This window comes from Streptomyces sp. NPDC047117, assembly GCF_040643545.1.
Classification (GTDB): Bacteria; Actinomycetota; Actinomycetes; order Streptomycetales; family Streptomycetaceae; genus Streptomyces.
On sequence record NZ_JBEYUN010000002.1, the window covers coordinates 61,466 to 75,172 of the forward strand.

Below are 13,707 nucleotides of genomic sequence, written 5' to 3' on the forward strand. Positions count from 1 at the left end.
CCGCCCGTACGGTGAAGCCGTGACGAACGAGTGGTACGGCTGGCGGGACGCGACGGAACGGGCGCTGTACGGGCCCGGCGGCTTCTACACGCGCGCGGACGGCCCCGGGCCCGCCGGGCACTTCCGCACCTCGGTGCACGCCTCGCGGCTGTACGCGGGCGCCGTGGCGCGGCTGCTGGAGCGCGTGGACGAGGCGCTGGGGCGTCCGGAGCGGCTGGACGTCCTGGACATCGGCGCGGGCCGTGGCGAGCTGCTGAGCGGCGTGCTGGCCGCCCTGGACGCGGCCCCCGGCGAGCCGGCGGCCGGCGGCCTGCCCGAGCGGCTGCACGCGCACGCCGTCGAGAAGGCGCCCCGCCCCGAAGGGCTGGACCCGCGGATCACCTGGCACGACGAGCTGCCGGCCCCCGGGACGCTCACCGGTCTGGTCTTCGCGAACGAGTGGCTGGACAACGTACCGGTCGACGTCACCGAGACGGACTCCGAGGGCATACCGCGCCACGTACTCGTCCGGCCCGCCGACGGCGCAGAGCGGCTCGGCGATCCCGTGACGGGCGAGGACGCCGCCTGGCTGGCGGAGTGGTGGCCTTCGGGCACCGCGACGGACGGCGCTTCGAAGGAAGGAGACGCGGCGGACGCCGCTTCGGAGGCCGGGGGCGCGGGCCCCGAGGGGCCGGGCACGCGCGCCGAGATCGGACGGCCGCGGGACGCCGCCTGGGCACGCGCGGTGGGGACGCTCCGCCGCGGATTCGCCGTGACCGCGGACTACGCGCACGTACGGGACGCCCGCCCCCCGTACGGCACGCTCACCGGCTTCCGTGACGGCCGCGAGGTGGCCCCCGTACCGGACGGCGGCTGCGACATCACCTCCCACGTCGCGCTGGACGCCTGCGCGGCGGCCGGCGGCACCGGGGCGCTGCTGCTGACCCAGCGGGCCGCGCTGCGCTCCCTCGGTGTCGACGGCGGCCGGCCGCCGCTGTCCCTCGCGTCCACCGACCCGGCCGCCTACCTGCGGGCGCTCAGCGGCGCCGGTGAGGCCGCCGAGCTGACCGATCCGGGCGGCCTGGGGGCCTTCCAGTGGCTGGTCCAGCCGGTCGGGCTGCCTGCCGGAGCTGTCAGACTGTTCCCATGACGGAGACGATGGTCGGTATTGGCGGTGCGGCGGAGAGCACGGACATGGTGCTCAACATCGGGCCCCAGCACCCCTCCACGCACGGAGTGCTGCGGCTGCGCCTGGTACTGGACGGCGAGCGCATCAGCCATGCCGAACCGGTGATCGGTTACATGCACCGGGGCGCCGAGAAGCTCTTCGAAGCGCGCGACTACCGCCAGATCATCGTGCTCGCCAACCGCCACGACTGGCTGTCGGCGTTCTCCAACGAGCTCGGCGTCGTGATGGCCGTCGAACGGATGCTCGGCATGGAGGTCCCCGAGCGGGCCGTCTGGACCCGTACGCTGCTCGCCGAGCTGAACCGCGTGCTCAACCATCTGATGTTCCTCGGCTCCTACCCCCTGGAGCTGGGCGGGATCACCCCGGTCTTCCACGCCTTCCGCGAGCGCGAAGAGCTGCAGAACGTCATGGAGGAGATCTCCGGCGGCCGGATGCACTACATGTTCAACCGCGTCGGCGGCCTCAAGGAGGACCTGCCGGCCGGCTGGCTCGGCCGCGCCCGCGACGCGGTGGCCGCGGTCCGCTCCCGCATGGACGTCTTCGACCGCCTCGTGCTGGGCAACGAGATCTTCCGCGGCCGGACCCGCGGCGTCGGCGTGCTGACCCCGGAGGCGGTGCACTCGTACGGCGTCTCCGGCCCGATCGGCCGCGCCTCGGGCGTCGACTTCGACCTGCGCCGCGACGAGCCATACCTGGCCTACGGGGAGCTGCAGGACACCCTGAAGGTCGTCACCCGCTCCGAGGGCGACTGCCTGGCCCGCTTCGAGGTGCTGCTGGAGCAGACCCACAATGCGCTGGACCTGGCCGACGCCTGCCTGGAGCGGATGGCCGAGCTGCCCCCGGGGCCGATCAACCAGCGGCTCCCGAAGGTGCTCAAGGCCCCCGAGGGCGCGACGTACGCCTGGACGGAGAACCCGCTCGGCATCAACGGCTACTACCTCGTCTCCAAGGGCGAGAAGACGCCGTACCGCCTGAAGCTGCGCTCCGCCTCGTTCAACAACATCCAGGCGCTGACGGAGCTGCTGCCCGGCACCCTGGTCGCCGACATGGTCGCGATCCTGGGCTCGCTGTTCTTCGTGGTCGGCGACATCGACAAGTGAGGCGCGCGGGCCGCCGGTGATGGGCGGGGCGCGGTCCGCTGTACGCGGAGTGTCGCCCGGGCCAACACCAACAGGGCAATCCACAGGCTGTGGATAACTTTTCGCCCCAGGACGGCCACGCCCCCGGACGGCCGACCAGGACGACGGCCTCTCAGGACTGCGGCCTTTCAGTGCGAACGACGACGCCCGCGCCGGTCGGTGACCGGCGCGGGCGTTTCGTTCGCTCTGCCTGTTGCTGCTGCCGCCGCTTACTGCGCGGCCGCGCTCCGCAGCTCCGCGACGTCGAACTGCTCCGTCTCATCGTGCGCGGTCAGGTCGATGACCTCACCGGCGGCACGCTCACCGGAACCGGACCCGGACTCGGCGCCGGCCGTGGACTCCGACTCGGCAGCGGTGTCGGACTCGGCGGTGCGCTCGTCGGTCCCGGGCTCCGCCCCGGCTGCGGCCTCAGCCCCGTTCTCCGCCGCTGCGGGCTCCTGCCGGGGCTCCGCCTCGCGGGAAATCTCGGCAGCCTCCTGAGCGGCCGGCGCGGGGCCTTCCAGCGGCTGCGCGGGGCGTGGGGCCGCCGTGGCGCGGGCCGACTGCTCGGCCACCGCCTCGTCGCCCACCACGTCCGCCAGATCCTCCTCCAGCGGCGCCGCGGGGGCCTCCTTCGGCACGGCGACCGTGCCCGAGGCGGAGACCGTGTCCGTACCGGCGGTGTCCGGCGCTGCCGTGCCCGTGCCGAAGAAGTCGAAGCCGCCGGTCGCCCGCGAAGCGGGCCGGTGCTGCGGGGCGAGCGGCGCGACCGCCGCGGCCGGCACCGGACGCAGCGCGGGAACGCCCGCTGAGGCCCCGCGGACCTGCGCGGCGGCCCTGGCCTGCTCGGCGGCGCGCTGCCGCTCGGCACGCTCCCGCTCCGCGCGGCGGGCGGCCTCCTGACGGGCGGCCTCCTGCCGTACGGCGCTCTCGTTCAGCCGCAGCAGCGCCTCGTCCGCCTTGCGGAAGTCGGCGGCGGTGGGAGCCGGAGCGGGGGCCGCGTGCGCGGGGCCACGGCCCGCCGGGGCCGTGGGGGCGGTGCGGGCGGTGCGGGCCGCGGCACCCGGCGCACCGGGGGCGATGTCGGCCGCGGCCGTGCCGTCGGCGACGGGGGCGACCGCCGCGGGAGCGACGGCCGTCAGGCCCGGTACCGGTACCGCGCCGCCCGCGGTCAGCTCGCGAGCCGGCGCTGCGGCATCGATCGCGAGCCGGCGGCGGCCCTCCAGGGCCGTGGCCCGCTCGGTCTCCGCGGTGGCGTACCGGCGCAGCAGCGCGGCGTGCTCGTTGCGCAGCCGGGCCAGCTCCGCGCGCTTGGCGCGCAGCTTCGTCTCCAGAGCGGTCCGGATCTCCCGGCCCTCCTCGACGTCCGTCTCCAGCTCGGCTATGCGCTCCTCGGTCCTCCACTCGTCGCGCACCCGGGCGCGGGTGAGGTCGGCGACCCGCTTGCCGGCCGTACGGTCCCAACGGCGGGCCAGCACGGCGCCGCCGACCGCGGCCACTGCCGCGGCGGCGACCAGGACCCTGAGCACGAGCGCGTCGCCGACCAACCAGGCACCGGCGGCGCAGGCAATTGACGCACCGGCGACCGTCGCAGGGGGAAGAAGCCTGTGCAGGGGTGGGGAATGGCGGTGGCGTCCTCGTGGCATGGCCTGAAATTTACCGTGCGTACGAGGCCGGTGGGGCCCCGCCCGCCAATCCGTTTCCCGCTGGTTACTTCTTGAGCAGGTCCTTCTCCTTCAGATAGGCCTCCGCGACATCCGCCGGCTTGCGCCGGTCGGCATCGACCTGACGGTTCAGCTCGATCAAGTCCTTGGTGGTGAGCACCTTCGTGAGCTTGCCGAGCACACTCGCCAGCGCGCTGTCCCCGGCGCTCTTGGCATTCACCACCGGCAGCACATTCTCGGCGTTCTGCAGGTGCTTGTCGTCCTTGAGCAGCACCAGTCCGAAGTCGCCGAGCGTGGCGTCCGTCGTGGTCGTCAGCACGAGCTGGTCCGTGCCGTCCTTGACGGCCTGCTTGGCCTGCACCGTGCCCACGCCCTTGGGGTCGATGCCTGTGACGTCTATGCCGTACGTCTTCTTCAGGCCCGGCAGGCAGTACGGCCGTGTCTCGCACTCCTCGCCCGCCGCGAGCTTCACCTTCTCCCCGGACCTGCCGAGGTCGGAGAGGGTCTTCAGCTTGTGCTTCGCGGCGAATTCCTTGGTGACCGCGAAGGCGTTCTGGTCCGCCGCGGGGCCGTGCGGGAGAACCTTCAGTCCGCGCGGCGTGGCGAGCTTCTTGAGTGCCGCGACGGTCTCGTCCGGGTCGTTGGAAGCGACCGACTCCGCCTTGGCGCCGTTCTTCTTGGCGTTGAGAAAATCGGCGAGCGTGGAGGCGTATTCCGGAACGACGTCGATCTCGCCCTTCTCCAGGGCGGGTTCGTAGAGCTCGCGATTCTTCAGCGTCTGTACGGACGCCTTGTACCCGGCATTGGAAATGATCTTGGAATAGAGCTCGGCGAGCACCTGCGACTCGGTGAATCCGGCGGAACCGACGACGATCGCGCCCTTCCCGCCCTCGCTCTTGCCGCCCTTTTCCTCCAGGCTCTGGCCGCCGCACGCGGAGAGCCCCGCGGCCAGCGCCAGCACCGTCCCCGCGACGAGGGCCGTCCGCGCGGTACGCGACGTGCTGTTCATCGGTTTCACCATCCAGTCGTCCATGCGGTCACCGGTCGGACACCGGCGGGTCGTTGAAGTCGAGCGGGTCGAGCAGGCCGAGAAGGTCGAGCGGGTTGCGAAGGCCGGGCAGGTTGCGAAGGTCGAGCAGGGAGTACAGCAGAGGGAGCGGACGGATGTTCGCACGTGGGGCGGTAGACGTCACCACACCCGGCACCGGAGCACACTGACACCGGGTCACGCCCCACGCCGGCCCGGGCCCGGCGACCCTACTCACCTGCCGAAGGCCGTACCTGGTGCCCGCTCAGGCGGCCGCCGCTTCCTTGCGGGACGCCCGTATGGCGCGGCGGCCCGTACGCGCCGGCCGCTTGCCGCGCATCGGGTCGCACAGCCGCTCCACCGCCACCAGCACCGCCTCGACGAGGAGCGCCAGCCCGGCGACCAGCACCGCGCCGGCCACCACCTGCGGGGTGTCGTAGTTGCCGAAGCCCGCCGTGATGATCCGGCCCAGGCCGCCGCCGCCGGCCAGCGCGGCCAGCGTGACCGTCGCCACCACCTGCACCGAAGCCGACCGCAGCCCCGTCATGATCAACGGGTACGCGAGCGGCAGCTCGACGCGGAGCAGCAGCTGCCAGCCGGACATGCCCATCCCCCGGGCCGCCTCCACCACATCGCGGTCCGCCTCCCGCATGCCGACGTACGCATTGGTCAGCAGCGGGGGCACCGCGAAGAGCACCAGCGCCACGATCGTCGGCCAGTCCCCCGCCTTGCCCAGCGGGCTGAGCGTCAGCAGCACCAGCACGGCGAACGTCGGCACCGCGCGGCCGACGTTGGCGAGGTTCACGGCCAGCGCCCCGCCCTTGCCGATGTGGCCCAGGTACAGCGCCACCGGAAGCGCCAGCAGACAGGAGATGACCAGGCACACCACGCTCAGCTGCACGTGCTGCCCGAGGCGGTGCCAGACGCCGTTCTCACCGGCCCAGTTGGCCGCGGAGCCGAGCCAGCCCCACGCACCCGTGATCGCGTCCACCGCTCAGGCCACCGCCTTCCGCTCGCGCCCGAACCCCCGCGTCCGGCCGGCCCCCGGGCGCCCGCCGCCCTCGCCGTCCGTGTCCCTGCCCCCGGCTCCCGCGCCGCCGGACCCCGCCCGGCCGGCCCGGGTCCAGGGCGTCAGCGCCCGCTGGAGCCCCACCAGCAGCAGGTCGGCGACCAGCGCGAGCAGCACGCACAGCACCGAGGCGGTCAGCACCTCCGCCTTGAAGAAGCCCTGCATCCCGCTGTCGATGAGGTTGCCCAGGCCGCCGAAGCCGACCACCGCGCCGATCGTCGTCATCGCCACCGTCGAGACCGTGGCGATCCGCAGACCGGCCATCATGGCGGGCAGTGCCAGCGGCAGTTCGACCTGGAAGAGCAGCCGCAGCGGGCCGTACCCCATCCCGCGGGCCGCCTCGCGCACCTCCTCGGGGACCGCCTGCAGCCCCGCGAGTATGTTGCGCACCAGGATCGTCAGCGAATAGAGCACCAGGCCCGTCACGACCACCGCGGCCGAGACCCCGAACACCGGGGTCAGCAGCGCGAACATGGCCAGCGACGGGACCGTGTACAGAATCGTCGTCAGGCCGAGCACCGGGCCGGCCGCGCCGCGCCGCTGCCGGGCGAGCAGCGCCAGCGGGAAGGCGATCAGCAGTCCGATGACCACCGAGGCGACGGTGATCCAGACGTGCTGGACGGTGGCGTCCACCAGCTCCTGGCCACGACTGTGGAGATACTCGCCGCAGATCCAGTCATTGGCCTGCAGACAGTTCCGCGGGCCCGCTGCTTGGCTCATGGCCGTACTCGGGTACGTACTCAAGGGCGTGCTCACGCCACGTCACCTCCCCCGTCCGCTCGCTCACAAATCCGGTGACTGTCTGCGACCCTATCCCCCGCCACTGACAATCGGCCCGGACCGCCATCGACTCGCAACATCCCGTTCATCCCGCCCCGGGCGGACCGACGACAATGGGGAAGCATGATCCGTTTCGAGCACGTCACCAAGCGTTACGCGGACGGCACCACCGCCGTCGACGACCTCTCCTTCGAGGTCGCGGAGGGCGAGCTCGTCACGCTCGTCGGCCCGTCCGGCTGCGGCAAGACCACGACCATGAAGATGGTCAACCGGCTCATCGAGCCCACGGAAGGCCGCATCTTCCTGGACGGCGCCGACATCGCCACGGTCGACCCGGTCGAGCTGCGCCGCCGCATCGGTTACGTGATCCAGCAGATCGGGCTGTTCCCGCACAAGACCGTGCTCGACAACACCGCCACGGTCCCGCACCTGCTCGGCCGGCCGCGCAAGCAGGCCCGCGCCCGGGCCGCCGAGCTGCTCGACCTGGTCGGCCTGGACCCGTCGGTGTACGGCTCGCGGTACCCGGAACAGCTCTCCGGCGGCCAGCGTCAGCGTGTCGGCGTGGCCCGCGCGCTCGCCGCCGATCCGCCCGTGCTCCTCATGGACGAGCCGTTCGGCGCCGTGGACCCGGTCGTCCGCGAGCACTTGCAGACCGAGTTCCTGCGCCTGCAGTCCTCGCTCCACAAGACGGTCCTCTTCGTGACCCATGACATCGAGGAGGCGGTACGGCTCGGGGACCGCATCGCCGTCTACGGTTCCGGACGCATCGAACAGTTCGACACTCCGGCGACGGTGCTGGGCGCGCCGGCGACGCCGTACGTAGCGGAGTTCGTCGGCGCCGACCGGGGTCTGAAGCGGCTGTCCGTCACGCCGATCGAGACCGGCGACCTGGAGCAGCCCCCGGTGATCCACCTGGACGACCCGGTGGGGCGGGCGCTGGCCGGGATGGCGGCGGACGGCGCGCGCTGGGCGGTCGTCCTGGACAACGAGGACCGGCTGCACGGCTGGGTCGCCGCCGACGTCCTCGGGCAGGCGGCGGAGGACGGGACGGTCCGCGAGCACGCCCGGCGCATGGAGGCCTGGCTGCCGGTCGGCGCGCCCCTGAAGCAGGCGTTCAGCACGATGCTGCAGCACGACGCGGGCTGGATCGCGGTCCTGGACGGCGACCGCTTCCTCGGCGTCCTCACCCCGGGCCGCCTGCACGAAGCGCTGCGCCGCTCGACGACGGCGGACGCGGCGAACATCTCCCGCGCCGACGTGGAACTCCAGACGGTGCTGGACGCCTGACGCACGACGGGCGGGGCGCTGCGCTTACTGGTGCAGCTCCCCACTCCCCCACCTCGGGGGTTACCCAGGGGCAGCCGCCGACGCACCCGCGCCGCGCCGAGTGCACTCGAAAGAGACGCCGAAGACCGGACCGGACCAGGGCGGGGCGGCTTCACGGCCCCGGCCCCGCGGTCCCACGGGCCTCCGGCCCCGTACCGCCCCAGCGTCAGGCCGCCGCGGCTCCCGCCTCGTCGTCATCGTCCGGGAGCTTGCAGACGCGCTCCAGGAAGACCGCGGCCGCGACCACCGCGATGCCCGCGAGCACCGACAGGCCGGCGTACACCGTCTGGTCCGTACGACCCAGGCCCGCCGAACCCGAGGTCAGCAGGAAAACCGCGACGCCGCCGTACAACCCGCTCACGAGCGAGGCGACCAGCGCGCTCGCCTGACCGAACAGCACGGCCCTGGCCGCCATCATCGGCTCGACGCCCTTGGCGCCCTGCACCCGCTCGCGCTGGGCCTTCAGGCGGCTGCGCAGCGACAGGGCCGTCGCGGCCAGCACCGCGGCGATCAGCGCCAGCACGATCGGAGCCGCCAGCGGCACGCTGGGCAGGCTGCCGAGCGCGTCCCACAGGCGGGCGCCGGCCCATGCCAGCACGCCCGCCACCACGAACAGCCCGACCAGCACCTTGATCTTTAGCTGCTTCACCGAGCTTTTCGCCCCTCACACCGTCCCGGCCGCCCGCGCCGCGCCGGGCGCGGCGGCCATCATGTCCACCGGACCATCATCCCGCTACGAGCCCTCGCGGGCCGTACGGACAACGATCACTCGGGCAGCCGCAGTTCCAGGTCGGCGCGGGCCGCGACGCCGCCCCGGCCCAGCTCGTCCAGCAGCTCGGCCACCGCGCCGTGCCCGGGCACCTTGGCCTCGGGGTCGATGTCGTGCCACGGCACGAGGACGAAGGCGCGCTCATGGGCCCGCGGGTGCGGCAGCGTGAGCACCGGGTCCTGGGAGACGACGTCCTGGTACGCGATGATGTCCACGTCGATCGTGCGCGGACCCCAGCGCTCGTCCCGCACCCGCTCGAAGGCCTCCTCGATCGCGTGCCCGCGCTCCAGGAGCGAGTCCGGGGGCAGCGTCGTCTTCACGATCACCACGGCGTTGAAATACGACGGCTGGGTGCCCGGCTCGACGCCCCACGGCTCAGTCTCGTACACCGGCGAGACGGCTTTCACCCGCACCCCGGGGGTGTCCTCCAGGGCATCGACGGCCCCCTGGAGCGTCTCCAGGCGGTTGCCGAGGTTGCTCCCGAGGGAGATCACTGCGCGCTTCGGGTTGGTGAGCGTCACGTCCGCCGCGTCGACCTGCGCCACCACGGAAGCGGGCACCGGCTGTACGGTCGGGTCACTGCTGGTCATACTCGGCTCCGGGTGATGGTGATGGTCACGTCGTCAAAGGGGACCGTGATCGGGGCGTCGGGCTTGTGGACCACGACCTCGACCTCCTCCACCCCCTGGTGCTTCAGACACTGGGCGGCGATCCGCTCGGCGAGCGTCTCGATGAGGTCGACGGGCTCGCCCTCGACGATCGCCACGACCTCCTCCGCCACGATTCCGTAGTGCACGGTCTTCGCGAGGTCGTCGGTCGCCGCCGCGGGACGGGTGTCCAGACCGAGCACCAGGTCCACGACGAACGCCTGGCCCGCCTCGCGTTCCTGGGCGAACACACCGTGGTGTCCCCGGGCCTTCAGCCCGCGCAGCGCGACACGGTCCACGCGAATCACTCCCACTGGTACCACTGATCGTTGGATGAACGGGCACGTGCCGGACATCGTCCGGAACTCCGCCCAGTCATCGAATTTACCTGCGAGCACTGACAGCACTCGCTCACGGGGGCCCTGGACAGGCACCCGGCACAGCTGCCGCACAGCCGAGTCCCCGCCCGCGCGGCCACTTACCCCGCCGCCCCGCGCCCCACCCCTACCCGGGTACGACTTGGCTCGAACGAGTGCGCCAGCGGTCACCCCGCTGACCCCGGCCGCTGACTCCCGGTACCGGCCTCACAGCCCGCCCGGCAGTCCGCCGACGCCGTCGTCCTCGTCCTCCGGGCCGTCCTCGTCGTCCTCGTCGTCCCGGTCGGCGAGCACCGGCGACCCGTGGTGCGACCACACGCGCCAGCCGTCCTCCGTGCGCCGGAAGACGTTGGTGGCCACGACCAGCTGGCCGATCAGCGGCCCGACCGAGCCGTCCTCCTCGGCGGGGCCGCCGCTGAGGATGTTCTCCGTACAGGTCACGAGCGCGGTGTCGGCCACCACGTCGATCTCCACGTCGGTGAGGAAGAACTGGATGTACTCGGTGTTCGCCATGATCAGCGCATAGGAGCGCAGCACTTCGCTGCGGCCGCGCAGCACCGGCCAGCCAGGATGCACGACACTCACCTGGCCGTCCAGCCACAGCTCGGACATCGCCTCATGATCACCGCGCTCGATGGCCTCGTAGAACGCGGTGTTCGCCTGCTCCACCAGCTCGATGTCCGTACGTGGGCTCAATCCGCTCACACCGCTCCTGTCGTGGTCCTCGTGCGTATTTCTGGACGTGCGCAGGCACGCGCACGGATACGTGCCTGCGGCGGGCACCGGGCGCCCCGTAAGCCGCCTGGCTGCCCTGTGCCCTGCCCGGCCCCGTTCTACGCCGCGCCGGGGGCCGCGGAACGCGCGGCCTCCACGGCCCGGGCCACGCGTACCGCGTCGGCGCTCGCCCGCACCTCGTGCACGCGGACCGCCCAGGCGCCCTCGCGCGCAGACAGCGCGGTGACCGCCGCCGTCGCCGCGTCCCGCTCCCGGGCGGGCGGCACCGAGGCCGAAGCGCCGGCACCGGCCAGTACGCGCCCCAGGAACCGCTTGCGCGAGGCGGCCACCAGCAGCGGCCGGCCCAGGTCGCGCAGCCGGTCCAGGCCCGCGACCAGCGCGAGGTCGTGTTCTGCGGCCTTGGCGAAGCCCAGCCCCGGGTCGATCACGATGCGCTCCGGGTCGATCCCCCCGGACACCGCCCGCTCCATGGCGGCCCGCAGCTCGGCCACGACCTCGCCGACGACGTCGCCGTAGACCGCCCGGTCGTTCATGTCGACGGACTGGCCGCGCCAGTGCATCACCACGAACGGCGCGTGCGCGGCCGCCACCACCGGGATCATCGCCGGGTCGGCGGCGCCCGCGCTGACGTCGTTGACCAGCTGCGCGCCGGCCTCCAGGGACCGCTCGGCGACGGAGGCCCGCATGGTGTCCACGGAGACCACCACACCGGCCGCCGACAGCTCGCGCACGACCGGGATCACCCGGCGCAGCTCCTCGGCCTCGTCCACCCGCGCGGCGCCGGGCCGGGTCGACTCGCCGCCCACGTCCACCAGGTCGGCCCCCTGGGCCACCAGGTCCAGGCCGTGCTTGACCGCGAGCTCGGTGTCGAACCAGTCGCCGCCGTCGGAGAACGAGTCGGGGGTCACATTGACCACGCCCATGACCGCGCACCGGTCCCACTCGGGCAGACCGGCCACCCGGCCACGCAAGGTACTCATACTTCCAGCCTAGGCGGTGTGGCCGGTCCGCTCGCCCCGTGCACCCCGCGTACCTGGGCGAACGCGGACGTATGGGCACACACGTACGCCTGTCTGGCCACGAGTACGCAGCGTGGCCCGCCCCCGTAAAGGCCGTTTCCGGACGTCATCGTGGCCGCCCGCCTCTCAGGCGGCCCGCTCGACCGACGTGCCACGGAGCGCCGTGTGCTGGTGCGCACACGGACGGGCCGCGGGCTCCGCACTCCGCCGGCGCAGCAGCCGGGGCAGCCCCAGCTGCACGAAGCCCTCCGCCTGCATCGCCGCGAAGCCGATCCGCGGCAGGTCACGGGTGTGCCGGAAGACCACGAAGCGCGGCTCCCAGCGGGGCCGGAACTTCGCATTGAACTTGTACAGCGATTCGATCTGGAACCAGCGCGAGAGGAACACCAGCAGCCCGCGCCAGGTCCGCAGCACCGGCCCCGCGCCCAGCTTCTCGCCCCTGGCCAGCGCCGACCGGAACATCGCGAAGTTCAGCGACACCCGCTCCACGTCCAGCTTCGGCGCCGCCTCCAGGGCCGCGACGATCAGCAGCTCGTTCATGCCGGGGTCGGCGCTCCGGTCGCGGCGCATCAGGTCCAGCGACATGCCGTCCGTGCCCCACGGCACGAAGTGCAGCACGGCCTTCAGGTCCCCGTACGGGCCCGGCGCCTCACCCTCCTCGGGTGCGCGGTGCGCGGTGGCGATCACCGCGTCGCCGTCCCGCTCGTCGCCGATCCGGCCCAGCGCCATGGAGAAGCCGCGCTCGGTGTCGGTACCCCGCCAGCCGTCGGCGGCCCGCTGGACCGCCTCGACCTCCTCGGGGGACAGCTCGGACACCCGGCGGACCTTGGTCTCGTAGCCGTTGCGTTCGATGCGCTTGACCATCTGCCGTACGTTGCGCATCGCGCGTCCGGAGAGCGTGAAGTCCGCCACGTCCACGATGGCCTCGTCGCCCAGCTCCAGCGCGTCCAGCCCGGTCTCCCGGGTCCAGACCTCGCCGCCGGTCTCGGAGCAGCCCATCACCGCGGGCGTCCAGGAGTGCGCCCTGGCCTCCTCCATGAAGCGCTCGATCGCGCCGGGCCACGCCTCGACGTCACCGATCGGGTCGCCGCTGGCCAGCATCACGCCGGAGACGACGCGGTAGCAGACGGCCGCCTTGCCGCTCGGCGAGAACACCGCGCCCTTGTCGCGGCGGAGCGCGAAGTGGCCGAGGGAGTCCCGGCGGCCGTGCTTGGCCAGCAGCGCCCGCAGCCGCTCCTCGTCCTCCTCGGTGAGCCGCGCGACGGGCCGCTCGGGCCGGAACGCCAGGTACGCGGTGGTGCCCAGCGTCAGCAGGCCGAGCGCGCCCAGCGAGTAGCCGACGGTGTAGTCGACGTGGTGGGTGAAGGCCACCGGGCCCTCGAAGCCGAACAGGCCGACCACGACGTGCTGCAGCTCCGCCCAGACCGACGGGTCACCGACGGTGCGGTGCGGGTGGGAGTTGACGATCACCATGCCGAGAGCGATGCTCACGCCGCCCAGCACGACGAAGTTCAGCAGCGCCTTCCAGCGGCTGCGCGGATCCGGCAGCGCGGCGAACTCGCGCCGGTGCCGCACGAGATAGGCCAGCAGCGCCAGCGAGAGCACCGCTCCGAAAACGGAGTGGCGGTACGCGAACTGCGCGACAGCTCCCGCCGGAAGCAGCGCGACGGCCGCGACCCACACCCGCCGCTTGCGCCGCTTCAGCCCGTGCGCCAGCAGCAGGAGCAGCAGGCCCACCACGATCGAGGCGGCCGCGGCCAGCGGGCTCACCGCGCCCGGCAGCACCTCCGCCAGTGCGTGCATACGGCTGTGCCGGAAGCGTGGAAAGACGCCGGCCGCCACGTTCAGCAGACCGATCAGCGTGCAGGCCGTACCGACGGCCGTGGGCACCGACTCCGGGCGCGGACCCCGCACCCAGCGTGCGCGACGCCACGCAACCACTCCGGACTTTTCGCCATCTAGCCTGTCAGACATCACTTTCCCGTCGCCCGCTCCTCAGGTCGCCTGA

Annotated in this window: 14 protein-coding genes; 3 read left to right on the forward strand and 11 right to left on the reverse strand. The window is 72.8% G+C overall.

From position 1 onward, the window contains the following. Positions 1-19 precede the first annotated feature (19 nt). Both ABZ840_RS03360 and ABZ840_RS03365 read left to right on the forward strand, forming a co-directional pair. On the forward strand, positions 20-1,129 hold the full coding sequence (locus tag ABZ840_RS03360) for an SAM-dependent methyltransferase (RefSeq protein ID WP_361552584.1): 1,110 nt from the start codon (positions 20-22) through the stop codon (positions 1,127-1,129). Then, positions 1,126-2,268, forward strand: a complete 1,143-nt coding sequence (locus ABZ840_RS03365) for an NADH-quinone oxidoreductase subunit D (protein WP_361552586.1) — start codon at positions 1,126-1,128, stop codon at positions 2,266-2,268. The genes ABZ840_RS03360 and ABZ840_RS03365 overlap by 4 nt, the downstream gene beginning before the upstream one ends. Positions 2,269-2,516: 248 nt before the next feature. Here ABZ840_RS03365 and ABZ840_RS03370 read toward each other — a convergent pair whose 3' ends face one another. The 5 genes from ABZ840_RS03370 to ABZ840_RS03390 all read right to left on the reverse strand — a co-directional run bounded on the left by ABZ840_RS03370 (position 2,517) and on the right by ABZ840_RS03390 (position 6,766). Further along, positions 2,517-3,833, reverse strand: a complete 1,317-nt coding sequence (locus ABZ840_RS03370) for a hypothetical protein (protein ID WP_361552589.1) — start codon at positions 3,831-3,833, stop codon at positions 2,517-2,519. 163 nt (positions 3,834-3,996) lie between these two features. After that, the gene (locus ABZ840_RS03375) at positions 3,997-4,959 is read right to left on the reverse strand and encodes an ABC transporter substrate-binding protein (RefSeq protein WP_361552592.1); all 963 of its coding nucleotides are present in this window, start codon (positions 4,957-4,959) and stop codon (positions 3,997-3,999) included. 28 nt (positions 4,960-4,987) lie between these two features. Next, positions 4,988-5,146, reverse strand: a complete 159-nt coding sequence (locus ABZ840_RS03380) for a hypothetical protein (RefSeq protein ID WP_361552595.1) — start codon at positions 5,144-5,146, stop codon at positions 4,988-4,990. Between the two features lie 96 nt (positions 5,147-5,242). Then, positions 5,243-5,968 (reverse strand): ABC transporter permease, encoded by a 726-nt coding sequence (locus tag ABZ840_RS03385; protein WP_361552598.1) that lies wholly within the window; start codon positions 5,966-5,968, stop codon positions 5,243-5,245. Between the two features lie 3 nt (positions 5,969-5,971). Next, positions 5,972-6,766 carry an ABC transporter permease gene (locus tag ABZ840_RS03390; protein ID WP_361552601.1) on the reverse strand — a complete coding sequence of 265 codons (795 nt, stop codon included), beginning with the start codon at positions 6,764-6,766 and terminating at the stop codon, positions 5,972-5,974. Positions 6,767-6,949: 183 nt separating this feature from the next. On the opposite strand from ABZ840_RS03390, the gene ABZ840_RS03395 reads away from it, so the two are divergent. Next, positions 6,950-8,113, forward strand: a complete 1,164-nt coding sequence (locus tag ABZ840_RS03395; protein ID WP_361552604.1) for a betaine/proline/choline family ABC transporter ATP-binding protein — start codon at positions 6,950-6,952, stop codon at positions 8,111-8,113. A 205-nt stretch (positions 8,114-8,318) separates the two neighbouring features. On the opposite strand, the gene ABZ840_RS03400 is transcribed toward ABZ840_RS03395, so the two are convergent. The 6 genes from ABZ840_RS03400 to ABZ840_RS03425 form a co-directional block, all read right to left on the reverse strand. Continuing rightward, on the reverse strand, positions 8,319-8,801 hold the full coding sequence (locus ABZ840_RS03400; RefSeq protein WP_361552607.1) for a DUF3180 domain-containing protein: 483 nt from the start codon (positions 8,799-8,801) through the stop codon (positions 8,319-8,321). A 116-nt stretch (positions 8,802-8,917) separates the two neighbouring features. Beyond that, a complete protein-coding gene (gene folK, locus ABZ840_RS03405) occupies positions 8,918-9,511 on the reverse strand; it encodes a 2-amino-4-hydroxy-6-hydroxymethyldihydropteridine diphosphokinase (RefSeq protein WP_361552610.1) in 594 nt (197 codons plus the stop codon). Further along, on the reverse strand, positions 9,508-9,867 hold the full coding sequence (gene folB / locus ABZ840_RS03410; RefSeq protein ID WP_030260356.1) for a dihydroneopterin aldolase: 360 nt from the start codon (positions 9,865-9,867) through the stop codon (positions 9,508-9,510). Before folB ends, folK begins: the two co-directional genes overlap by 4 nt. 285 nt (positions 9,868-10,152) lie before the next feature. Further along, positions 10,153-10,641 carry a nuclear transport factor 2 family protein gene (locus tag ABZ840_RS03415; RefSeq protein ID WP_030260354.1) on the reverse strand — a complete coding sequence of 163 codons (489 nt, stop codon included), beginning with the start codon at positions 10,639-10,641 and terminating at the stop codon, positions 10,153-10,155. Between the two features lie 137 nt (positions 10,642-10,778). Continuing rightward, positions 10,779-11,660: a dihydropteroate synthase gene (folP, locus tag ABZ840_RS03420; protein WP_361552613.1), complete on the reverse strand. Its 882-nt coding sequence runs from the start codon at positions 11,658-11,660 to the stop codon at positions 10,779-10,781. A 165-nt stretch (positions 11,661-11,825) separates the two neighbouring features. Continuing rightward, the gene (locus ABZ840_RS03425; protein WP_361552616.1) at positions 11,826-13,673 is read right to left on the reverse strand and encodes a phosphatidylglycerol lysyltransferase domain-containing protein; all 1,848 of its coding nucleotides are present in this window, start codon (positions 13,671-13,673) and stop codon (positions 11,826-11,828) included. Positions 13,674-13,707: the final 34 nt, after the last annotated feature.